Annotated in this window: 25 protein-coding genes; 9 read left to right on the top strand and 16 right to left on the bottom strand. The window is 69.1% G+C overall.

Annotated features, from left to right (window positions below):
* Window positions 1-4 precede the first annotated feature (4 nt).
* From AC1RU4_RS00820 to AC1RU4_RS00805, 4 genes are all read left to right on the top strand, one after another.
* Complete coding sequence (locus AC1RU4_RS00820) at window positions 5-2,923, top strand: DUF4159 domain-containing protein (RefSeq protein WP_492889397.1); 2,919 nt, start codon at window positions 5-7, stop codon at window positions 2,921-2,923.
* A 199-nt stretch (window positions 2,924-3,122) separates the two neighbouring features.
* Window positions 3,123-5,195 carry a hypothetical protein gene (locus AC1RU4_RS00815; protein WP_492889080.1) on the top strand — a complete coding sequence of 691 codons (2,073 nt, stop codon included), beginning with the start codon at window positions 3,123-3,125 and terminating at the stop codon, window positions 5,193-5,195.
* 61 nt (window positions 5,196-5,256) lie between these two features.
* Window positions 5,257-5,433 (top strand): hypothetical protein, encoded by a 177-nt coding sequence (locus AC1RU4_RS00810; protein WP_492889079.1) that lies wholly within the window; start codon window positions 5,257-5,259, stop codon window positions 5,431-5,433.
* 1 nt (window position 5,434) lies between these two features.
* Entirely contained in the window at window positions 5,435-5,818 is a 384-nt protein-coding gene (locus AC1RU4_RS00805) for a type II toxin-antitoxin system death-on-curing family toxin (protein WP_492889078.1), read from the top strand.
* A 48-nt stretch (window positions 5,819-5,866) separates the two neighbouring features.
* Here AC1RU4_RS00805 and AC1RU4_RS00800 read toward each other — a convergent pair whose 3' ends face one another.
* The gene (locus AC1RU4_RS00800; protein WP_492889077.1) at window positions 5,867-6,079 is read right to left on the bottom strand and encodes a hypothetical protein; all 213 of its coding nucleotides are present in this window, start codon (window positions 6,077-6,079) and stop codon (window positions 5,867-5,869) included.
* 128 nt (window positions 6,080-6,207) lie between these two features.
* Window positions 6,208-6,732, bottom strand: coding sequence for a GNAT family N-acetyltransferase (locus tag AC1RU4_RS00795; protein WP_492889076.1), 525 nt, complete (start codon window positions 6,730-6,732; stop codon window positions 6,208-6,210).
* A gap of 495 nt (window positions 6,733-7,227) precedes the next feature.
* On the opposite strand from AC1RU4_RS00795, the gene AC1RU4_RS00790 reads away from it, so the two are divergent.
* The 3 genes from AC1RU4_RS00790 (at window position 7,228) to AC1RU4_RS00780 (ending at window position 9,457) form a co-directional block, all read left to right on the top strand.
* Window positions 7,228-7,791 carry a helix-turn-helix domain-containing protein gene (locus AC1RU4_RS00790; protein ID WP_492889075.1) on the top strand — a complete coding sequence of 188 codons (564 nt, stop codon included), beginning with the start codon at window positions 7,228-7,230 and terminating at the stop codon, window positions 7,789-7,791.
* Between the two features lie 9 nt (window positions 7,792-7,800).
* Window positions 7,801-8,331, top strand: coding sequence for a GNAT family N-acetyltransferase (locus AC1RU4_RS00785; RefSeq protein ID WP_492889074.1), 531 nt, complete (start codon window positions 7,801-7,803; stop codon window positions 8,329-8,331).
* A 157-nt stretch (window positions 8,332-8,488) separates the two neighbouring features.
* Window positions 8,489-9,457, top strand: coding sequence for a glutathione S-transferase family protein (locus AC1RU4_RS00780; protein ID WP_492889073.1), 969 nt, complete (start codon window positions 8,489-8,491; stop codon window positions 9,455-9,457).
* A gap of 14 nt (window positions 9,458-9,471) precedes the next feature.
* Here AC1RU4_RS00780 and AC1RU4_RS00775 read toward each other — a convergent pair whose 3' ends face one another.
* The 4 genes from AC1RU4_RS00775 to mnmA are packed head-to-tail and all read right to left on the bottom strand — an operon-like array spanning window position 9,472 to window position 12,204.
* Window positions 9,472-9,936, bottom strand: a complete 465-nt coding sequence (locus tag AC1RU4_RS00775) for a hypothetical protein (protein WP_492889072.1) — start codon at window positions 9,934-9,936, stop codon at window positions 9,472-9,474.
* Window positions 9,933-10,223 carry a hypothetical protein gene (locus tag AC1RU4_RS00770; protein WP_492889071.1) on the bottom strand — a complete coding sequence of 97 codons (291 nt, stop codon included), beginning with the start codon at window positions 10,221-10,223 and terminating at the stop codon, window positions 9,933-9,935. The genes AC1RU4_RS00775 and AC1RU4_RS00770 overlap by 4 nt, the downstream gene beginning before the upstream one ends.
* A gap of 42 nt (window positions 10,224-10,265) precedes the next feature.
* Window positions 10,266-10,952, bottom strand: a complete 687-nt coding sequence (locus tag AC1RU4_RS00765) for a class I SAM-dependent methyltransferase (protein ID WP_492889070.1) — start codon at window positions 10,950-10,952, stop codon at window positions 10,266-10,268.
* A gap of 58 nt (window positions 10,953-11,010) precedes the next feature.
* Window positions 11,011-12,204 (bottom strand): tRNA 2-thiouridine(34) synthase MnmA, encoded by a 1,194-nt coding sequence (mnmA, locus tag AC1RU4_RS00760; RefSeq protein ID WP_492889069.1) that lies wholly within the window; start codon window positions 12,202-12,204, stop codon window positions 11,011-11,013.
* Between the two features lie 353 nt (window positions 12,205-12,557).
* On the opposite strand from mnmA, the gene sciP reads away from it, so the two are divergent.
* A complete protein-coding gene (gene sciP, locus AC1RU4_RS00755; protein ID WP_492889068.1) occupies window positions 12,558-12,833 on the top strand; it encodes a CtrA inhibitor SciP in 276 nt (91 codons plus the stop codon).
* A 152-nt stretch (window positions 12,834-12,985) separates the two neighbouring features.
* Here the strand turns inward: sciP and phnN are convergent, their stop codons facing one another.
* The 10 genes from phnN to phnG all read right to left on the bottom strand — a co-directional run bounded on the left by phnN (window position 12,986) and on the right by phnG (window position 20,870).
* Window positions 12,986-13,555, bottom strand: coding sequence for a phosphonate metabolism protein/1,5-bisphosphokinase (PRPP-forming) PhnN (phnN, locus tag AC1RU4_RS00750; RefSeq protein ID WP_492889396.1), 570 nt, complete (start codon window positions 13,553-13,555; stop codon window positions 12,986-12,988).
* Window positions 13,556-13,593: 38 nt separating this feature from the next.
* On the bottom strand, window positions 13,594-14,745 hold the full coding sequence (locus tag AC1RU4_RS00745) for an alpha-D-ribose 1-methylphosphonate 5-triphosphate diphosphatase (RefSeq protein WP_492889067.1): 1,152 nt from the start codon (window positions 14,743-14,745) through the stop codon (window positions 13,594-13,596).
* A gap of 33 nt (window positions 14,746-14,778) precedes the next feature.
* Entirely contained in the window at window positions 14,779-15,468 is a 690-nt protein-coding gene (phnL, locus tag AC1RU4_RS00740) for a phosphonate C-P lyase system protein PhnL (RefSeq protein WP_492889066.1), read from the bottom strand.
* A 227-nt stretch (window positions 15,469-15,695) separates the two neighbouring features.
* Window positions 15,696-16,499 carry a phosphonate C-P lyase system protein PhnK gene (gene phnK, locus AC1RU4_RS00735; protein WP_492889065.1) on the bottom strand — a complete coding sequence of 268 codons (804 nt, stop codon included), beginning with the start codon at window positions 16,497-16,499 and terminating at the stop codon, window positions 15,696-15,698.
* The gene (locus tag AC1RU4_RS00730; RefSeq protein WP_492889064.1) at window positions 16,496-17,119 is read right to left on the bottom strand and encodes a GNAT family N-acetyltransferase; all 624 of its coding nucleotides are present in this window, start codon (window positions 17,117-17,119) and stop codon (window positions 16,496-16,498) included. Before AC1RU4_RS00730 ends, phnK begins: the two co-directional genes overlap by 4 nt.
* Entirely contained in the window at window positions 17,116-18,108 is a 993-nt protein-coding gene (locus tag AC1RU4_RS00725) for an alpha-D-ribose 1-methylphosphonate 5-phosphate C-P-lyase PhnJ (protein WP_492889394.1), read from the bottom strand. Before AC1RU4_RS00725 ends, AC1RU4_RS00730 begins: the two co-directional genes overlap by 4 nt.
* Before the next feature lie 13 nt (window positions 18,109-18,121).
* Window positions 18,122-18,616, bottom strand: coding sequence for a hypothetical protein (locus AC1RU4_RS00720; RefSeq protein ID WP_492889063.1), 495 nt, complete (start codon window positions 18,614-18,616; stop codon window positions 18,122-18,124).
* Window positions 18,617-18,723: 107 nt separating this feature from the next.
* Window positions 18,724-19,794, bottom strand: coding sequence for a carbon-phosphorus lyase complex subunit (locus AC1RU4_RS00715; protein WP_492889062.1), 1,071 nt, complete (start codon window positions 19,792-19,794; stop codon window positions 18,724-18,726).
* A 3-nt stretch (window positions 19,795-19,797) separates the two neighbouring features.
* The gene (gene phnH / locus AC1RU4_RS00710) at window positions 19,798-20,394 is read right to left on the bottom strand and encodes a phosphonate C-P lyase system protein PhnH (RefSeq protein WP_492889061.1); all 597 of its coding nucleotides are present in this window, start codon (window positions 20,392-20,394) and stop codon (window positions 19,798-19,800) included.
* A 2-nt stretch (window positions 20,395-20,396) separates the two neighbouring features.
* Window positions 20,397-20,870, bottom strand: a complete 474-nt coding sequence (gene phnG, locus AC1RU4_RS00705) for a phosphonate C-P lyase system protein PhnG (protein ID WP_492889060.1) — start codon at window positions 20,868-20,870, stop codon at window positions 20,397-20,399.
* A gap of 105 nt (window positions 20,871-20,975) precedes the next feature.
* Between phnG and phnF the strand changes: the two genes are divergently transcribed.
* On the top strand, window positions 20,976-21,758 hold the full coding sequence (gene phnF, locus AC1RU4_RS00700; RefSeq protein ID WP_492889059.1) for a phosphonate metabolism transcriptional regulator PhnF: 783 nt from the start codon (window positions 20,976-20,978) through the stop codon (window positions 21,756-21,758).
* Window positions 21,759-21,764 lie beyond the last annotated feature (6 nt).

Below are 21,764 nucleotides of genomic sequence, written 5' to 3'. Positions count from 1 at the left end.
CGGTCTGTTCGGCCTCCCCATCGCCTTCGCCACCCCGCTGCTGCTCGCCGCGCTCGCCGCGCTGCCGCTGCTGTGGTTCCTGCTGCGGCTGGTGCCGCCGCGTCCGCGCCGCATCGCCTTCGCCCCGACGCGGCTGCTGCTCGACATCCCGCCCAAGGAGGAGACCCCGGCCCGCACGCCGTGGTGGCTCACCGTGCTGCGGCTGTTGCTCGCCGCGCTGGTGATCTTCGCCGCCGCCGGGCCGATCTGGAATCCGCCGGTCGCCGGCCCCGCCTCCTCCGGCCCGGTGGTGCTGCTGATCGATTCCGGCTGGCCGGCCGCCTCCTCCTGGGAGGCGCGGCGCGCCAGCGCCGAGGGCATCGTCGCCGATGCCGACCTTGCCGGGCGTGGCGTCGTGCTCGTTCCCACCGGCGATCCGCCGCTCGATCCGCGGGTGATGGCGCCGAACGAGGCGCGCGAGCGCCTGCGCAGCCTCGCCCCGGTGCCGCATGTGCCGGATCGCGGCGCTGCGCTGGCCAGCCTGCGCAAAGCGCTCGAAGGCGCGCCGGAGGCCGGCCTCGTCTATCTCTCCGACGGCGTGCAGTTCGAAGGTGCCGACGGCTTCACCGCCGAGCTTGCCGCCATCGCCGGCCCGCGTCCGCTCACCACGCTGGCCGACGGCGTCGAGGAGCCGCTGGCGCTCGCCGGCGCCGACAACGCCGCCGGGGCGCTCACCGTGAAGGTGCTGCGCGCCGACCGCGACGTGCTGCCGCGCGCCGGCATCGTGCGGGCGCTCGACATGCGCGGCCTGTCGCTCGGCGAGGCGCCGTTCGGCTTCGAGCCCGGCGCCCGCGAGACCGAGGCGCGCTTCGACATGCCGGTCGAGATCCGCAACGAGGTCGCGCGGCTGGACATTGCCGGCGAGGAATCCGCCGGCGCGGTGCAGTTGCTCGACAAGCGCTGGCGCCGGCGCACCGTCGGCCTCGTCTCCGGCGCCACCGCCGACCAGCGCCAGCCGCTGCTCTCGCCCTCCTATTATCTCACCCGCGCGCTCGGCCCCTTCGCCGATATCCGCCCCGCCGACGGCGCCGCCAGCGCCGAGGCGATCGAGCGCTTCATCGACCAGAAGCTGCCGGTGATCGTGCTCTCCGACATCGGCACCATCCCGCCCGAGACCCGCGCCCGCCTTCAGCGCTGGATCGAGGGCGGCGGCGTGCTGATCCGCTTCGCCGGCCCCCGCCTCGCCAACGGCTCCGACGACCTGGTGCCGGTGACGCTCCGGCGCGGCGGCCGCGTGCTCGGCGGCTCGCTGTCCTGGGAACAGCCGCAATCGCTCGGCGGCTTCTCGGCCGAGGGACCGTTCCGCGACGTGCCGGTGCCGAACGACGTCACCGTCGAGCGGCAGGTGCTCGCCGAGCCGGACGGCCTGCTCGCCGCCCGCACCTGGGCGACGCTCACCGACGGCACCCCGCTCGTCACCGGCGAGAAGCGCGGCGCCGGCATGCTGGTGCTGTTCCACGTCACCGCCGACAGCTCCTGGTCGAACCTGCCGCTCTCCGGCGCTTTCGTCGACATGCTGCGCCGGGTGGTGGCGCTCGGCGGCTCCAGCGCCGCCGAGACCCAGGCCGATGCCGGACCCGGCACCGGCGGCGAGGCCGCCGCCACGCCCGGCGAGACCGTGCCGCCGAGCCGGCTGCTCGACGGCTTCGGCGCCTTCCGCCCGGTGACGCCCACCGCCAAGGCGATCCCGGTCGGCTTTGCCGGCCGCGCCAGCGCCGATCATCCCCCCGGCTTCTACGGCCCGCCGGAAGGGCTGGTGGCGGTGAACGCACTGCTGCCCGCCGACCGGCTGATGCCGCTCGACCTCGCCGGTCTCGGCCGGATCGAGCCCTATCGCGATGCCGCCCCGCGCGACCTGCGCGCGCCGCTGCTCCTCGCCCTCCTCGCCTTGCTGCTGGTGGACGCCATGATCGTGTTCCTGCTCGCCGGCGGCCTGTCCCGCCTCGCCCCGCGCCGCGCCTCCACCAGCGCGAGCCTCATCCTCGCCGTGGCGCTGGCCGGGCTGCTGGTCGCCCCCGCCCTTGCGCAGGTGCCGGCCCAGCCACAGGCCCAGTCCCAGGCACCGGCACAGGCCGGCACGCCGGCCGCTCCCGGCCCCGTCGCCCGCACCGACAAGCCGATGACGCAGGCCGAGATCGACTTCGCGGTGAAGGCGACCAGTTCCACCCGCCTCGCCTATGTCGTCACCGGCGATTCCGAGACCGACGAGGTCAGCCGCTCCGGCCTGCAGGGCCTCACCGATTTCCTCGGCGAGCGCACCGCGCTGGAGGCCGGCGAGCCGATGGGCGTCGACCTCGCGCGCGACGAGCTGTCCTTCTTCCCGCTCATCTACTGGCCGGTGCTGCCCACCGCCTCCCGGCTGCCGCCCGAGACGCTGGCGCGCGTCGACGCCTTCATGAAGCAGGGCGGCACCATCGTCTTCGACACCCGCGACGCCGAGACCGCCATTCCCGGCGCCAGCGCCGCCACCCCCTCCAACACCGCGCTGCGGGCCATTCTCGACGGGCTGGACATCCCGGAGCTGGAGCCGGTGCCGCGCGACCATGTGCTCACCAAGGCGTTCTTCCTGATGCGCGATTTCCCCGGCCGCTTTTCCGGCGGCACCACCTGGGTGGAGGCGCTGCCTCCCGCCGAGGAGGGCGAGGAACGCCCGGCCCGCGCCGGCGACGGCGTCTCGCCGGTGGTCATCACCTCCAACGACCTCGCCGGCGCCTGGGCCTCGACGTCGGACGGCCAGCCGATGCTGCCGATCGCCGAGGGCGGCGCCCGCCAGCGCGAGCTCGCCTTCCGCTCCGGCGCCAACCTCGTGATGTATGTGCTCACCGGCAACTACAAGGCCGACCAGGTGCATGTGCCGGCGCTGCTGGAAAGGCTGGGGCAATGAGCGACGTGGCCTTTCCCGCCTGTACGCCCCTGTTCCCTCTCCCCGTCGGGGAGAGGGATGGGGTGAGGGGCTGCGCCGGCCCGGCAACCCGTCCCGCCCCCTCACCCGGCCCTGTGGGCCGACCTCTCCCCCTCGGGGAGAGGTGGAGCAGCGCGAGCCGCCTGCCCGCGCGCCACCGATCTGACGGAGGCCCCGCCCGATGAATCTCGGCCTCGCCTTCGATCCGCTCATTCCGCTGCCGCTGCTGATCGCCGCCGCCGTCATTGCCGGCGCCGTGGCGCTGCTGCTCGTCGTCGCCCGCACCCGCGGCTCGGTCTTCCGCGCCCTCGCCCTGGCGCTGGCGGTGCTGGCGCTCGCCAATCCCTCGCTCACCCGCGAGGAGCGCGAGCCGCTCTCCACCGTGGTCGCCGTCGTGGTCGACAGGAGCGCCAGCCAGGATTTCGGCGACCGCACCGGCATGACTGAGGCCGCCCGCGCCGAGCTGGAAACCCGCCTCGCCCGGCTGAAGGACCAGGGCGCCGAGATCCGCTTCGTCGATGCCGGCGCCGGGGCCGGCGAGGTCGACGGCACCCGCCTGTTCACCGCGCTTTCCGCCGCGCTCGCCGACGTGCCGCCCGAGCGCGTCGCCGGCGCCATCTTCCTCACCGACGGCCGCGTGCACGACATCCCCGCCAACATGGCGGCGCTCGGCTTCCGCGCTCCGGTGCACGCCATCATTTCCGGCCATGAGGGCGAGCGCGACCGCCGCGTGGCGCTGACCTCGACGCCGCGCTTCGGCATTGTCGGCCAGAACCAGACCATCGGCTACCGCGTCGAGGACGAAGGCGCCCCGGCCGGCGCCCGCGTCGGCGTCACCGTGCGCCGCGACGGCGAGGTGGTGGCGCGCCCGATCGTCACCGCCGGCCAGCCGGCGCGCATCGATGTCGAGATCACCCATGCGGGCGCCAACATCGTCGAGATCGAGGCCGCCGGACTGGAGGGCGAGCTCACCCCGGTCAATAACCGCGCCGCCGTCTCCATCGACGGCGTGCGCGACAAGCTGCGGGTGCTGCTGGTCTCCGGCGAGCCGCACGTCGGCGAGCGCACCTGGCGCAACCTGTTGAAATCCGACGCCAATATCGACCTCGTGCATTTCACCATCCTGCGCCCGCCGGAGAAGCAGGACGGCACCCCGATCAACGAATTGTCGCTGATCGCCTTTCCGACCCGCGAGCTGTTCCAGCAGAAGATCAAGGATTTCGACCTGATCATCTTCGACCGCTACGCCCAGCAGGGCGTGCTGCCGATGATCTATTTCGACAATATCGTGCGCTATGTGGAGGAAGGCGGCGCGCTGCTGGTCGCCGCCGGCACCGATTACGTCTCCGACGGCTCGGTGTTCAACACCCCGCTGGAGGCGGTGCTGCCCGCCGCGCCCACCGGGCACATGACCGAGACGCCGTTCCGCGCCCAGCTCACCGAGCCCGGCCGCCGCCATCCGGTCACCCGCGCCCTGCCCGGCTCGCAGAGCGAGCCGCCGGCCTGGGCGCGCTTCTTCCGCGTCGTCGACACCCAGGGCGCGCGCGGCACCAGCGTGATGGACGGGCCGGATGGCAAGCCGATCCTGCTGCTCGACCGCGTCGGCCAGGGCCGCGTCGCCCTGCTGCTCTCCGACCATTTCTGGCTGTGGGCGCGCGGCTTCGAGGGCGGCGGCCCCTATATCGACCTGCTGCGCCGGCTGTCGCACTGGCTGATGAAGGAGCCGGACCTGGAGGAGGAGCGGCTGCGCCTCGTCGCCCACGGGCCGGACCTCGTGGTCGAGCGCCAGACCATGGGCGATGCCGCCCCCACCGTCATCGTCACCAACCCCACCGGCCAGACCCGCAGCCTCACCCTGGCCCAGGTGGAGCCCGGCCTGTTCCGCGCCACCTTCCCGGCCGACAGGCTCGGCCTGTGGCGGGCGAGCGACGGCACCCACACGGCGCTGGTGAATGTCGGCCCGCTCAACCCGCGCGAATTCGCCGAGGTGACCTCGACCACGCAGGCGCTGCGCCCGGCGGTGGAAGCCACCGGCGGCGGCATCTGGCGCATGGCCGATCTCGCCGGCGGCGTGCCGCGGGTGGTGGCGGTGCGCTCCGGCGAGCGCTTCGCCGGCGAGGACTGGATGGGCCTCGCTTTGCGCGACGTCTCGGTGGTGCGCGGCCTCGGCCTGTTCCCGCTGTTCGCCGGCCTGTCGGGCCTGCTGATCCTGCTCGCCGGCATCGCGGCGGCGTGGGCAAGGGAGGGAAGGTAGGCGAGCGACGGTTGAAGCGCCGGGGCGGAGGCTCTACATTGTCGGCACGGAGACGAGACCGATGAGCATCCGCGCCTACAAACCCGAAAAAGAGACCGTCCGGGTTAAACGCGACACCTCGAAAGAGGACGGCCGGGACGATGCCGTCACCCCGCGCAAGCGGCCCGTCGACCCCGCGGAATTTTCCGAACGGCTGCTCAAGCGCTGGCCGAACGTGCTTTCCAAACTCGCCGAATAGGGTGATCGAGCCCGATTGGGTTGGACCGGATCTCGTCGTCGCGCTCAATCGCCATCTCGTCGACGCGACGGCGGAGCCGTTTCACTTACGCGGCGAAGACCTGCTTGCCTCGGCCTGTGCCGTGCCGCGCCATCGTTTCCTCTATGGTGAAAGTGTCGCTCTCCCGGAACTCGATCTCGGCGTCGCGATCGCACGCAACCACCCGTTCGCCCAGGGCAACAAAAGAACAGGGTGGGCGGCGATGATCGCGTTCTGGGAAATGAACGGCTTCGAGCTGGTCATGCCGGATCATTCCACCTTCGCGGAAATGTTTATCCGCATCGTCACCGGTGAGGAGCCGCCAGAAACCATGCTCCGTTTCATCCTGCTGAGAGCATTGCCTTAATCGAAGGACATGGCGCACCTGTCCCATCGGCTGGACTGAACGTCCCCCTCACCCCGTGAACGGCACGTCCTGCTTCTCGAAGGTCTGCGAGCCGATATTCGGCTTGGTCACGCAGAAATACTGCCGCGCGATCTCGGCAACCAGCGCCGCGCGGGCGGCGTTGGTGCCGGCGATGTGCTTGTCGAGCCATTCATCGGGAACCGTCAGCGACATGCCCTTCTCCAGCCGGCACAGAATGACCCTCAGTTCGTCACCGTTCAAGCGATCCTCCCCCGCGCCGCGATGGCGGCAACACAAGCCTATAGGATGGCAGCGATGACGGCTTCAAGCCGCCGGAGGCGCGCCGATCGCGCCGCGCCCCGCCGCCATCGGAAGAGCCCCCCGAGGGGTCAGCGCAGCGAGGCATCCCGCCGCACCGGCCCGCGCACCGCCTCCAGCGGCGTCTCGTCCAGCGCGCAGACCAGCACCCGCGCCGGGTCCACCGGCCCCGGAAGCGTCACCTGGCCATGCGGCACCCGCCTGAAGCCCATGCGGCCGTAATAGGGCTCGTCGCCCACCAGCAGCACCAGCCGCGCCGCGGCTTCGCCATGCATCTGCGCCCTGGCCGCATCGAGAGAACGCTCCACCAGCCGCCGGCCGATGCCGTGCGAGCGGAATGGCGGCTCCACGGTCAGCGGCCCCAGCAGCAGCGCGGCCTGCGTGCCGATCTCGATCGGCGTCAGCCGCACCGAGCCGACCAGCATGGTGCCGATATAGGCGGTGAAGGAGAGGTCGCGCCGGTGCGGGTTGCCCTCGCGCAGCCGATAGGCGGTGCGGGCATAGCGGCCCGGCCCGAAGGTGCGGGCCACCAGCCGCTCGATGGCGGCATCGTCGGAGGGCTGCTCGGTGAGGACGGTGATGGAGAGTTCGGTCATGTCGGCGCTCGGAAGGCTCGAAGGTCGGCACATCGCCGCGCCGCGCGACCGTGCATTCACGGCCGCCGGCATCGGCGAGCGAAATCGCCCGCGCCCGGATCGAAATCCCGGCGGGTCTCCTCGTCTCGTCGTCGCTGCATCGGCCGCGGGCTCATCGCCGTCTCCCGAAAGGGTCCGGCCGGATAGCACAGCCGTGCCGTCAGGTCGAGGGCGGGCGCTTCTGCTTCTTGCCTGCGGCTTGCCCGCATGGCCCGGCGCGCCGGAACATGTCCCGGCTCGTCGAGCGGGCCTTGCCGCCGGACCGGGCTCCGGCCTGTTCAATCCGCACCCCTCCCGCCGGACAGGCGGCCCCCCGCCGGCCCTTTCGCGCCAAGCCGCTTCAAACGCGCCAGGCCGCGGCAGGCGGGCGCGCTCCCGCTGCCGGGATGCGCGAGGCCGCCCCACTGAAGCCGCACCCGCCTTGTCTCGATCCCGCCCGTCTCCTATAAGAGATGAATGTCTACTATGATCGACGATACCGGGACCCGCCTCGCCCGCCGCCTCAGGCTGGAGCGCGAGGCGCGCGGTTGGTCGCTGGCCGATCTCGCCGCCCGTTCCGGCGTCTCCAAGGCGACGATCAGCAAGATCGAGCGCGGCGAGATCAGCCCGACCGCGGTTACGCTGGTGCGCCTGTCCGCCGCCTTCGACCTCACCCTCGCCGGCCTGCTGCTGCGCGCCGAGGGCGGCGAACGGCTCGCGCGCGCCGCCGGGCAGCCGGTCTGGCGCGATCCCGAGACCGGCTACACCCGCCGGCAGATCTTCGCCCGGCCCGACCATCCGATCGAGCTGGTCGAGGTCGAGCTGCCGCCCGGCGCCCGCGTCACCCTGCCGACCTCCTCCTATGCCCATATCCGCCAGGTGCTGCAGCTGCGCGAAGGCACGCTCGCCCTCACCGAGGGGGTCGGGCGCCATGTGCTGGAAGCCGGCGACTGCCTCGGCTTCGGCCCGCCCTCCGACGTCACCTTCGCCAACGAGTCGGACGCCTCCTGCCGCTACATCGTCGCCCTCGCCCGCGTCTGAGGCCGTTCCATGTCCCTCCGCCCCGCCGCCGACATCGTCCTTCACCCGCTCGATGCCGAGCCGGCCGTCATCGACGCCCTCGCCGCCATGCTGGTGGAGACGGTGGCGAGCGGCGGCTCGGTCAGCTTCATGCACCCGCTGGCGCCGGAGAAGGCCGCCGCGTTCTGGCGCGCGGCGCTGGAAAGCGCCGGGCGCGGCGAGCGGGCGGTACTCGGCGCCTTCATCGACGGCCAGCTCGCCGGCACCGTCAGCCTGCTGCTCGACCTGCCGGAAAACCAGCCGCACCGCGCCGAGATCGCCAAGATGATGACCCGTCTCGCCTTTCGCGGCCGCGGCGTCGCCAGCGCCCTGCTGCGCGAGGCCGAGCGGATCGCCCGCCGGCAGGGCCGCACGCTCATTGTCCTCGACACCGCCAGCGAGGACGGCGCGGCGGGGCTCTATGAGAAGCACGGCTTCGTCTTCGCCGGCGAGATCCCCGGCTACGCGCTGAAGCCGCAGGGCGGCCTCACCGGCACCCGGCTCTATTTCAAGCGGCTCTGATCGCGCCCGGCATGAATGCAGGACGTGCAGAAATGCAAGGCATGCAGAAGCGTAAGACATGCATAAATGCAAGACCTGCCGCTCGTCGGCGCACGCCGATTGCAGCTGTGCCGCGTTCGATTTCGTCCTAGCCTTGGGAAAAGCGAGGAGAAACGCGATGGGACTGCTGGTCGACGGCCGCTGGGCCGACACATGGTACGATACCAAGAGCACCGGCGGGCGCTTCGAGCGCACGACGACCCGCTTCCGCAACTGGATCACGGCGGACGGCGCGCCGGGGCCGACCGGCGAGGGCGGCTTCCCGGCCGAGGCCGGCCGCTACCATCTCTATGTCTCCTATGCCTGCCCCTGGGCGCATCGCACGCTGATCTTCCGCAAGCTGAAGCAGCTGGAAAGCCTCGTCTCCGTCTCGGTGGTCGACCCGTTCATGGGCGACGAGGGCTGGGTATTCGCCGACCACGCCGCCCGCCGCACCGAGGGCGCCACGCCGGACACGGTGCTCGGCAAGCAGCGTCTCTACGAGGTCTATCTCGCCGCCGACCCGCATTATTCCGGCCGCGTCACCGTGCCGGTGCTGTGGGACAAGGCGCGCGGCACCATCGTCAGCAATGAATCGGCGGAGATCATCCGCATGTTCAACACCGCCTTCGAGGCGCTGACGCCGGACCGGCACGACTATTATCCCGCCGCGCTGCGCGACGGGATCGACGCGCTCAATGCGCGCATCTACGACGCGGTGAATAACGGCGTCTACAAGGCCGGCTTCGCGACCAGGCAGGAGGCCTATGAGGAGGCCGTCCTCGCGCTCTTCGCCATGCTGGACGAGCTGGAAGCGCGGCTGGCGGATGCGCCCTACCTGTTCGGCGACAGGCTGACCGAGGCGGACTGGCGGCTGTTCACCACGCTGATCCGCTTCGACCCGGTCTATGTCGGCCATTTCAAGTGCAACATCCGCCGGATCGCCGACTACCCGAACCTGTCGCGCTATCTGGCGACTTTATATGCCGTGCCGGGCGTATCGGAGACGGTGAACCTCACCCACATCAAGCGCCACTACTACGAGAGCCACAAGACGATCAACCCGACGGGGATCGTCCCGGTGGGGCCGCTGCTGGGGTGGGGGTGAGGATCCGTGAGGATCTAAGCTCGTTTATTCAGAAGAAGCTGGATCGCGAGCGCCTTGCGATCCTTGCGGGTGGCCGCTTTCAGGCGTCCCATTGCCTTTTCGGCAATGTCGACGAAGGCAAGCGCCCCTGCACGATCGGTTTTATGATCTGGATTATAGTCAGCTTCGTGCCGGGCTTCCTGCAGCGCAACGAAATCATCACCAAACAAGCAGAGGTCGCGGGGAAATTTCAATGCGCGCAACTTCGCGCAAGCCTTCTTGGCAAAGCCATGATCAAGTGCGCGATAGGCATGGTTCCAAGCTTTGTCGGGGCGATCAGGACCCACACCGAGCAACATATCTGCATTGCTGCGCGCAACAGCGTGAAATACCGCATAGTAGGCTGTCGATATTGCTCGCTTGAGATCGGCTTGCCGTGGCTTTTTGGAGCTCGACTTCGCAAGGCGCCGCGCTGCCGCCAGCAGATCGTTCTCAATCAAAAGCCGACAACCTTTGGCTCGACAGGAAACTCATGTCGAATGTGGGGGAAACGATCCTCACCCATATCCCACAGCTTGTCTCGAACCTTCGACACCAAGGCCGCCATGACACGTGTATCGACTGGCGGGATATCGTCACCATAAACAACGTGAACGCGCAGTACTTCGTCGCCGTCGTGATCAACTCCGGCAGAGACGATGACATTTCGAACCCCGAAACGCCCCATCTCTTGCGTCACGACATCGTTGATAGCATCTCGAACCTGATCACTGACGATCTGTTTCATGGCGTCAGCCTATCACGAAAATATCCGGGGACCATGACCCCCTCACGCCACCGCCACTTGCGCGGCGCCCTCGCGCTCGGCCCGCTCGGCCGCGCTCAGCTTCCGGAACCGCACCAGCGTGTAGACGCCCAGCCCGACATCCTTCGCCGCCTCAAGCTCCACCGTGCCGTTCCGCACCGCCCAGTTGCTCAGCCGGGCGAACTGGAATTCCGGGCGCCAGCCCAGCTTGCGGGCGCGGCGGGCGAACCAGCGCTCGAAGACCGCGCGCGGCCCGTCCTCGGCGCCGAGATGGTTGACCAGGATGATCTCGCCGCCCGGCTTCAGCACGCGGGCCATCTCGTCCAGCGTCTTCTCCGGGTGCGGCACCACGGTGATGACGAATTGCGCGATCACCACGTCGAAGCTCTCGTCCGCGAAGCCGAGATGCGCGCCGTCCATCAGGCACAGGCCCTCGACATGGCGCAGATGCTCCTTCTTCACCCGCTCGCGGGCCTTCTTCAGCATCGGTTCGGAAATGTCGACGCCGACCATGCGGTTGCTGCGCTTGTAGTTGGGCAGCGCCATGCCGGTGCCGACGCCGAATTCGAGGATGCGCCCGCCAATCCGCTCCGCCGCCTTGATCGCTGCCTTGCGGCCGGGCTCGAACACCGCGCCGAACACCACGTCATAGACCGGGGCCCAGCGCGCATAGGCTTCTTCCACGGTCGCGCGGTCGAGATCGGTCGTCATGCTTCCCCCCAACAATTCCGGCCCGGCCATTGCGGCCGTCGCCGGCGCGAGACCCGACTCACGCGGTACGGGCGCTCGCCACCATGTCCTGCCCGCGTGTCACCGCTGTGAAAGGCGGACGGGCGCGACGGATCGCCCCGCCACCCAGCAGCCGCGCGCCGGAAGAGGCGTCCGCGTAGAACACGCAGGCCTGCCCCGGCGCAACGCCCTCCTCGGCATTGTGCAGGTTCACCACCGGCGCCCCGTCGGCGGCGCGGCCGAGATGGCCCGGCGCCGGCGCGCGGGTCGAGCGCACCTTCACATGGATCTCGCGCCCGGCGTCGATCGCCGCATCGAGGCTCTCGTCGCCGAGCCAGTTCACCTCGTCGACACGCACCTCGCTGACGCCCAGCGCCGCGCGCGGGCCGACCAGCACGCGGCGCTGGGCGGCGTCGATGCCGACCACGTAGAGCGGCTCGGCGGAGGCGATGCCGAGCCCCTTGCGCTGGCCGATCGTGTAGCGCATCACCCCGGCATGGCGGCCGAGCACCCGCCCGTCCAGATGCACGATGTCGCCCGGCTCGCCGGCCTCGGGGCGCAGCTTCTCGACGATGTCGGTATAGTGCCCGTTCGGCACGAAGCAGATGTCCTGGCTGTCCGGCTTGTCGGCGACCTTCAGGCCGAAACCCTCGGCCAGCGCCCGCACTTCCGGCTTGGTGGTCTCGCCGAGCGGGAAGCGCAGCATGTCGATCTGCGCCTGGGTGGTGGCATAGAGGAAGTAGCTCTGGTCGCGGCTCTCGTCGAGCGGCCGGTACAGCGCCCGCCCGCCATCCGGCAGCGCGCGGCTGGTCACGTAATGGCCGGTGGCGAGGATGTCGGCGCCGAGGTCGCGGGCGGTGTCGAGCAGGTCGCGGAACTTCACGGTGCGGTTGCAGTCGACGCAGGGGATCGGCGTCTCGCCGGAGGCATAGGCATCGGCGAAGCGCTCGATCACCGCGTCGCGGAACCGGCTCTCGTAGTCGAGCACGTAATGCGGGATGCCGAGCGTCTCGCACACGGTGCGGGCGTCGTAGATGTCCTGCCCGGCGCAGCAGGCGCCGGGGCGATGGTGCATCGCCTCGCCATGGTCGTAGAGCTGCAGCGTCACCCCGATCACCTCGTAGCCGGCCTGCGCGTAGAGCGCGGCGACCACCGAGGAATCCACCCCGCCCGACATCGCCACCACCACGCGGGTGGCCTTCGGATCGCGATTGCTGTCGTCGAGGCGGATCATGGCGGGCGGCGGTACCAGAGGCGAAATCAGGGAACGGAACGGCGTCGATGACCCTATATAAGGCGTCTCGCTGTTTCTACGAACCGGTTTTCTACGGATCCCTCGCCTGTCGCGCAACCCGCCGGCGGCATCGGGCACGGCGCATTCCCGCCTGCCGCAAGGGCAAATTTCAAGCGTCCGCCAAGCTGCATCCAAGCTGTGGCGACGATACACGAAGGTAAACGGAAAGTTTCAGTGCTGTTAAGAAAGCATAAACCTTCCTTAACTCACCGGGTCGTGATTCGTTTAGGAAAATATTTATCGCTGACCAGATACCATCGGATCATAGTTCGGGTGTTATTAGTGAGCGTACAATGACCGAGGCCTACCGCCCCAGGGTGAAATACGTGATCGGACCGGACGGGAGTCCGCTGACCATCGCCGATCTTCCCCCTCCCGAAACCCGCCGCTGGGTCATTCGCCGCAAGGCCGAGGTCGTCGCCGCCGTCCGCGGCGGGCTGCTGAGCCTGGAAGAGGCGTGCAAGCGCTATACTTTGACGACGGAAGAATTTCTTTCCTGGCAGGCCTCGATCGACCGCCACGGCCTCGCCGGCCTGCGCACCACCCGCATCCAGCAATACCGGCAGTAGAAGGGGCGGCATCGCCTCACCGCTTCACGGCCGGGCCTCGTCCCGGCCGTTGCCATTAGGACGGGCGCCCGGCCCGCACGCGGCGGCATCGGCGCAGACGGCACCGACGAGGCGGATCCTGCGGTCGAAGCGCGCCAGCACGTCGTTCGGCGCTACGTCCCCGCCAACCCCTCCAGGAACGCCACCAGCTGCGCCCCGGCGGTCTCCGGCGCGCCGTCGTTCACGATGGTCGCGTCCGGCGGCAGGTCCAGCGGCGGCTCGCGCTTCAGCCGTCGCGCCGCGTCCTCGGCGCCTTCGCGGCCGCGCGCGGCGATCCGCGCCGCCAGCACCTCGGCCGGCGCCGTCACCAGCACGACGCTCACCTGCGCGAAATGCGCGCGTGCCTCGCGCACCGCCGCCCGCGACCCGTTGGCCACCACCACCCGCCCGGCGGCGATCTCCTGCGCCACCTCCGGCCCCAGCGCGTAGCTGAGCCCGTTGGCGCGCCAATGCAGCGGAAACCTCCCCTCGGCGACGCCGCGGGAAAATTCGGCCGCATCGAGGCTCACATGGTCCTCGGTGGCGTCGGCCGGCCGGGTGATGCGCCGGCGCGCGAAGCCGAGCCCCGCCCGCCCGGCGAGCGCGGCGCGCGCATGGGCGATCAACGTGTCCTTGCCGGCGCCGGAAGGGCCGACCACCAGCACCAGCACGCCCGGCCCCAGCTTTCCCGGCTCCGCCGCCATCTCCACGCCTGCCGTCTCAACGCCTGCCGTCTCTGCGCTCACGAGACCCGCTCTCCCTGCCGCCACGCCGTGCGCACCACCGGCACCGGCCCGGCGGCGGAGACCCTTAGCACGTCCGCCCGCAGCCCGGCCTTCAGCCGCCCGCGATCGCCCATCCCCGCCGCGTCGGCCGGATTGGCGCTCACCATCGCCACCGCCTGCGGCAGGCCGATGCCCTCCACCATGTCCGGCAGCGCGAAGGCAGCGAGCAGTAGGCTGCCGGGCACATAGTCCGAGGACATGATGTCGAGCACCCCGGCCCGCGCCAGGTCGCTCGCCGCGACATTGCCGGTATGCGAGCCGCCGCGCACGATGTTCGGCGCCCCCATCAGCACGCGGATGCCGGCCTTGTGCGAGCCCTCGGCGGCGCCCGGCGTGGTGGGGAATTCGGCGATCGCCACCCCGTCCTCGATCGCCTCGGCGACATGGGCCTCGGAAGCGTCGTCATGGCTCGCCAGCACGATGCCGCGCGCGCGGGCGATGGCGACCAGCCGCGTCCGGTTGGCGCGGGCATGCAGCGCATGCGCCTGCATGCGGTCGGCGACGATGACGTCCATCTCGGCATCGGTCATGCCGCTCTTCTTCTTGTAATAGGCGCGAAAATGCTCCTCGGTGAGGAATTGCCGCTGGCCGGGCGTGTGGTCCATCAGCGAGACGAGGCGCACGTCGGTGGCCTCGATCAGCGCCAGCGCGTCCTCCACCACCCCGTCGGCCGCCACCTCGCAGCGCAGGTGGATATGGTGCTCGGCGCGCAGCAGCCCCGCTTGCGCCGCCTGATGGATGGTGGAGGCGAGCAGTGGCGCGTCGCCGTCCATGCCCACCGCCTTCTTGTCCGGCCACACCCTCAGCGAATCGAACACCGTGGTGATGCCGGCGGCCGCGATCTGCGCGTCATAGGCGGTCACCGCGGCGAAGGCGTTCCACATCACCCGCGGGCGCGGGTAGAGATGGCCCTCGACATGGTCGGTATGCAGCTCGACGAAGCCGGGCAGCAGGTAGTCGCCCTCCATGTCGATGGCGCCGGCCGGGACGCTGCCCTCGCCGATCTCGGCGATCGTCCCGCCCCGCATCACCAGATGCCCGCGCCGGACCTCGTCCTCCAGCACCAGCGTGGCATTGGCAAGTATGGTTTCACCGATGGTCTCGTTCATCTCGTCCTCACGCGGCCCAGTCACGCAGTCCAGTCACGCCGCTTGCGCGAAAGCCGTCACGTCGATCACCCGGTCGCACACCGCCTCGCGCACCTCCGCATCGTGGAAGATGCCGAGAATGGCGACGCCGGCGCGCTTCTTCTCCTCGATCAGCTCCACCACCACCTGCCGGTTGGCGGCGTCGAGCGAGGCGGTCGGCTCGTCCATCAGCAGCAGCGGGCGATGGGCGATCAGCCCGCGCGCGATGTTCACCCGCTGCTGCTCGCCGCCGGAAAAGGTGGCGGGCGGCAGGCCCCACAGCCGCTCCGGCAGGTTCAGCCGCGCCAGCAGCGTGCCGGCCCGCTCCAGCGCCTCCCGGCGCGAAACTCCGTCGCCGACCAGCGGCTCGGCCACCACGTCGCGTGCGCCGACCCGCGGGATCACCCGCAGGAACTGGCTGACATAGCCCATGGTGGTCTCGCGCAGCCGCATCAGCCGGCGCGGATCGGTGGTGGCGACGTCCACCGTCTCATCGCCGTCGCGCACACGGATATGGCCTTCATCGACGCGGTAATTGCCATAGACCATCTTCAGCAGCGAGCTCTTGCCCGCCCCGGACGGCCCGCCCAGCGCCACGCATTCGCCGGCCGAGAGCGCGAAGCCGGCGCCGGAGACCACGGGCAGCCGCGCGCCCTCGCGCAGGTGCAGGATGAAGGTCTTGGAGACGCCGGAGACGTCGAGCATGGGACCTTCCGTCTGCGCGTCCTCCCCCCTCGCCCGGCCCTGCGGGCCGACCTCTCCCCCACGGGGAGAGCTGAGGGAAGCCACGGGAGCGACCTGCTCCCTCTCCCCGCGTTGAACTCGGCTGTTGCCGAGTTCAACATCTGGCGAGCTCAGGATCGGATTCCTCCGATCCTGATGGAGAGGGGTGGGGTGAGGGGTCGTGTCAATCGCCTTCATCGTCATCCCCCTCACGCCGCCAGTACCGAGGAGACCAGAAGCTGCGTATAGGGCTCGCGCGGGTCGTCGAGCACCTGGTCGGTGAGCCCGGTCTCGATCACCCGCCCGTGCCGCATCACCACCATGCGGTGCGACAGCAGCCGCGCCACCGCGAGGTCGTGCGTCACGATCACCACCGCCAGCCCGAGATCGGACACCAGCCCGCGGATGAGGTCGAGCAGCCGCGCCTGCACCGAGACGTCGAGCCCGCCGGTCGGCTCGTCCATGAAGACGAGGCGTGGCTTGGTGACGAGGTTGCGGGCGATCTGCAGCCGCTGGCGCATGCCGCCGGAAAAGCTGCGCGGATCGTCGTCGATGCGGTCGGCGGCGATCTCGACCCGGCCGAGCCAGTCGGTCGCCTCCTCGCGGATCTTTCCGTAATGCCGCCAGCCGACCGCCATCAGCCGCTCGCCGACATTGCCGCCGGCCGAGACCGCCATGCGCAGGCCATCCGCCGGGTTCTGCCGTATGAGCCCCCAGTCGGTGCGCATCAACAGCCGCCGCTCCGCTGCGCCGAGCCCGGCGAGGTCGCGCAGCACCCCGTCGCGCATGCGGTAGCAGACCCGCCCGGCGCTGGCCGCGAGCTCGGTGGAGAGCAGGCCGAGCAGGGTCGACTTGCCGGAGCCCGATTCGCCCACCACCGCCAGCACCTCGCCGGGGAACACCTGCAGCGACACGTCGCGGCAGCCGATGCGGGCGCCGTAATTCTTCGACAGGCCCTCGGCGACGAGCAGCGGCCGGTCGCCGGAGGCAGCCGCCTGATGATGTTCGCTCATGGCTTGATCTCCGCGCCGAAAGTCGCCTCACCCGCCCCCACGGGGCGACCTCTCCCCGTCGGGGAGAGGTGAAGAACACCGTCCGCTCCTTCTCCCGATGGCGGGGTGTCGAAAGCCGTGCCCTCCGCCCCCTCTCCCCCGGAGGGAGAGACGACATGCGCCTGCTGCTCCCCCTCCCCCAACTCCGTGAAGAAGCTGAAGCCGTGCCGGGCGAAGCCGAGGCTCTCATAGAAGGCGTGTGCCCGCTCGCGCGACATCCGCGTCGACAGGCTCGCCTTGTAGCAGCCCTTCTGCCGCGCCAGGTCGAGCGCCGCGCGCATCATGGCGCGGCCGATTCCCTGTCCCTGCGCCTCGCCCGCCACCGCGACCGCCTCGATGATGCCGGAGCGCGAGCCGTGATGGGCGATATTCTCCATCACCATGAGCGTGAAGGTGCCGAGCACCCGGCCGCCGGCCTCGGCGACATGCAGCGTGTAGTCGGGATAGCGCGCCATGCGGTTGAACACCGCCCGCGCCGCGCCGAGGTCGAGCCCGTCTTCCGGGTCGAGCTCGCGATACAGCGCCAGCACCGCCGGCAGGTCGGCCGGCACGGCGGGACGAATGGTGACGTCGGTGCTCATGAATTCGTCTCCACCGCGTGCGCGCCCTCACCCGCCCGAGCGGCGCCTTCCCCCACGCGCATCCCCTGCCCCCTCTCCCCGTCGGGGAGAGGGATGGGGTGAGGGGGGACCACCCCACCGGACGAGGACACCGGCGCCGCCATCTCCCCCCGATGGCCCTGCGCCTGCCGCGTGTTGCAATGGTCGGTGTCCGAGCACACGAACATCCGCCCGCCCTTGTCGTCGAGGATCACCTCGTCGAGATAGACCCCGGTGGCCGCGCACAGCGCGCAGGGTCGGGCGAAACGCTGCACCGCGAACGGATGGTCCTCGAAATCCAGCGACCGCACCCGCGTGTGCGGCGGGATGGCATAGATGCGCTTCTCGCGGCCGGCGCCGAACAGCTGCAGCGCCGGGCAGTCGTCCATCTTCGGGTTGTCGAATTTCGGGATCGGCGAGGGATCCATCACATAGCGCCCCGCCACTTCCACCGGATAGGCGTAGGTGGTGGCGATATGCCCGTGCCGGGCGATGTCCTCATAGAGCTTCACATGCATGAGCCCGTATTCGGACAGCGCGTGCAGCTGCCGGGTCTCGGTCTCGCGCGGTTCGAGAAACCGCAGCGGCTCGGGGATCGGCACCTGGTAGACGAGGATCTGCTCCTCGCTCAGCGGCGTCTCCGGGATGCGGTGCCGGGTCTGGATGAGCGTGGCCTGCGCGGTCGAGGTCGTGGTCGCCACCCCGGCGGTCTTCTCGAAGAAGCCGCGGATCGCCACCGCATTGGTGGTGTCGTCCGCCCCCTGGTCGATCACCTTGAGCACGTCGTCCGGGCCGAGCACGGCGGCGGTCACCTGCACGCCACCGGTGCCCCAGCCATAGGGCATCGGCATCTCGCGCGCCGCGAACGGCACCTGGTAGCCGGGAATGGCGATCGCCTTGAGGATGGCGCGGCGGATCATCCTTTTGGTCTGCTCGTCGAGATAGGCGAAGTTGTAGGTGATGGCGGGCATTGCAGCCATAATATTATGACCTTGTGACTTTATTCTTAAGTACAATTTTGTCATAATTATACAACCAGATATCGACAGATTGTGTCGGCTTAGAAATTAATTTTGATATTTCTTTGATTTTATACGAAAATAAAATCCAATCTTTTATTCTAAAATAAACTTTTTTCTTTGATTTTTCTTCATATTCAAAATCTTCTATACCGAAATAATTCAATGAACTCCAAACTCGAACATCAATTACACCAAAATCATTAGGACGATTCCAAGCCAAAACAGCCGATGCCGTTCCCATTCCAACACCATCAAGGGAGCAAAGCGCCCTCATTTTTACGGAATAACTTGGAGTTTCGAATGCAAATTTCGTTATAGCCCGAATATCATCCTCATTTTCATCCAGAATACAACCGGCCCGGCGAGGGCTTTTTAATCTCGCAACTGCATATAATTGAGCTCTGGATATTCCATTTTTTGTGTCAATTAATTTAAATTCTTCAATAAATTCTCCCATTTTATAATCTTCTTCACTGTAATTAAATACGACTTATCCTCCATCTCGGAAATAAGTGTGTCCAAACGGCTATTCATTGAGCGCTCCTATTCATCTCGGCCGCATGTTCAGCGCCGCATGCGCCGCACCAGGTCGAGCTCCGCCTGGAAGTCGACGTAATGCGGCAGCTTCAGGTGCTCGACGAAGCCGGTCGCCTGCACGTTGTCGCAATGGGAGAGCACGAATTCCTCGTCCTGCGCCGGCGCGCCCGGCTCCTCGCCCAGCTCCTGCCAGCGCAGCGCCCGCTCCACCAGCGCCATCGACATCGCCTTGCGCTCGCATTGGCCGAACACCAGGCCGTAGCCGCGGGTGAATTGCGGCGGCACCTCGGCGCTGCCCTTGAACTGGTTCACCATCTGGCACTCGGTGACCTGCACCTCGCCGACGGAGATCTCGAAGCCGAGTTCCGGCACGTCGAGCACCACCTCGACATCGCCGAAGCGGATCTCGCCGACGAAGGGGTGCGAGCGGGCATAGCCGCGCTGGGTGGAATAGCCGAGCGCCAGCAGGTAGCCCTCGTCGCCGCGGGCGAGGGTCTGCAGCCGGGTCGAGCGGTCGACCGGGAAGCTCACCGGCGCGCGGGTGATGTCGAAGGGCTCGGCGCCATCGTCAGCGGGAGCCTCCTCGATCAGCCCCTCGGCGCCGATCAGGTCGGTCACCCGCGGCATCGGGCCGGCGAAATCGGGCTCACTGGACAAATCGGGCTCATCGTACACCTCACCAGTCTCACTGGACACGCTGAGAGAGGTATCGAGCAACCTGTGCGTATAGTCGAAAGTGGGGCCGAGCAGCTGTCCGCCCGGCAGGTCCTTGAAGGTGGCGGAGACGCGGCGGCGCACCAGCATGGCGGCGGTGTCGAGCGGTGCCGAATGACCGAAACGCGGCAGCGTGGTGCGGAAGGCGCGGATGAGGAAGATCGCCTCGATCAGGTCGCCGCGCGCCTGCTTGATCGCCAGCGCCGCCAGGTCGGCGTCGTAGAGCGAGCCCTCCGCCATCACCCGGTCGACCGCCAGCGAGAGCTGCCCGGCGATCTGCTCCAGCGTGATCGAGGGCAAATTCCTGTTTCCGCGCCGACGCTTGGCCAGAAGCGCGTGCGCGTTGCGGATGGCCTTCTCGCCGCCCTTGGCCGCCACATACATGCTTCAGGCCTCCTTCACGGTGACGGAGCGCGGCAGTCCGGCGACCATGCCGGCGCCGGCCAGCAGCAGGTCGACCCCGCGCGGAAACAGTGCCCGGTTGGCCGCCATGCGCGCGGAAAAGTCCGCCGGCAGCGGCGTGGCACCGAAGCCGGTGCTTCCCTTGATGCCCGGCCCTTCGAGCCGGAAGCCGTCATCGGCGAAGGCCGTCACCTGCAGGATCAGCGTGGTCGAGACATCGGGAAAGTCCGGCGACCCCGGCGCGAAATCCGAAAAATTCATCATTTCCAATGGATTGGCGATGATCGCGAACCGCGCCTCACCCGGATCCGAGACGAGCGGCGCCCCGGTATGGAAGCGCAGGAAATTCGCCACGGCCGGCTCGGCCGCGAGTTCCGCGTCGAGGAAAACCGGCGTTTCATAGTCGCAAAGCGCCAAGGCGAGCGCCGCCGCCTCCCGCGAGATCGGGTTCGGCGGATCGAGATCGGCCAGCAGCTGCTGCGGCCGGCCGGGGCGGGAAAGCGCCCGCATGGCGGCGCGGAACACGCCCTGCGCCTCGAAGACCGGATCGGCGAAACCGCGTGCAAGTTCTTGTTTCTGCACGATTAATCCTCTCCGCGCACCAGGGTGAAGAAGTCGACCTTGGTCGCCGCCGTCTCTCCCCGCACCTCTTTCGCCTCCGCCCGGAGCCGCGCCCGCACCGGCTCCAGCGCCGCCTCCACCGCCGGCCGCCGCGCCGTGTCCTGCCACAGCGCGTCGACCAGCGCTCCCTGCCGGGCGGCAGCCACGTCGCGGCCGAGCCGGTAGCCGAAGCCGGTCGCCCCGCCCGCGATCCGCACCGCGGCACGGCTGACCGTCGCCTCGCCGAGATTGAACGCCGCCCCATCCCCGCCGGTGCGGCCGCGCAGCATGACGAGGCCGACCTCCGCCGGGCGCAGGTCGCTCGCCGCCGGCATCGGCGAAAGGCTTTCCAGCAGGCGGTCCAGTTCGCCGCGTCCGGCGCGGGCGACCACCGCCATCACCGCGCGACGCGCCGATATCTCGTTGCTATCGCTATGTTTTTCTGAAATCTGCGGCATCGGGAGGGTCCGGCTTCGCGTCAGGAAGGTTGTTTACAACCACGCCGAATTTGTATATTAATCTATACAAACACGCAAGCGCGGATCGCCCGGAACCCACTCTTGATGAACGAAACCGACGACATGCCGATGACGCCGCCCGCCGTGGCCGCCCCCGCGCGCGGAGAGGATGTGGCGCGCGGCAGCGGCGTCGCCCTGTGGAGGCAGATCGCCGAGCGCATCGAGGCCGACATTGCCGAAGGCCGCCTGAAGCCCGGCAGCCGGCTCCCCACCGAGGCCGAGCTCGCCGACGGCTTCGGCGTCAATCGCCACACCCTGCGCCGGGCGCTGGCAATGCTGACGGATCAAGGACTTATCGAGGCGACGCCCGGCCGCGGCACCTTCGTGAAAGAACCGCCGATCCGCTACCCGATCAGCCCGCGCACCCGGTTCTCGGAGATCGTCTCCGGCGAGGGCCGCGCCCCCGGCGGGCGGGTGATCGGCTCGCGCGTCGAACCGGCGGGCACCGATGTCGCCGCCGCGCTGCGGATACCACCCGGCACGCAGGTGCTGCGCATCGACATGGTGCGAGAGGCCGACGGCGTGCCGCTAACCGTCGGCACCCATTGGTATATTGCCGAGCGCTGCCGCGACCTCGACCTCATCGCCGCCGCCACCGGCTCGGTCACCCGCGCGCTGGAAGCCCTCGGCCTCGGCGACTATCGCCGGCTGGAGACCCGCATCACCGCCCGCCTCGCCGACGAGGAGGAGCGCACCCTGCTCGCCCTGCCGCCCGGCCGGGCGGTGATGGTGGTGGACAGCATCAACGGCGACCCGCAGCGCCGGCCGCTGCAATTCACCCGCGCCCGTTTCTCGGCCGACCGCGTCCAATTGGTGGTAAAGAGCTGACAGAAC

This window comes from Ancylobacter sp. GW821-FHT10E12 (genome assembly GCF_058809335.1).
This window is presented reverse-complemented; position numbering and strand designations above follow the sequence as displayed.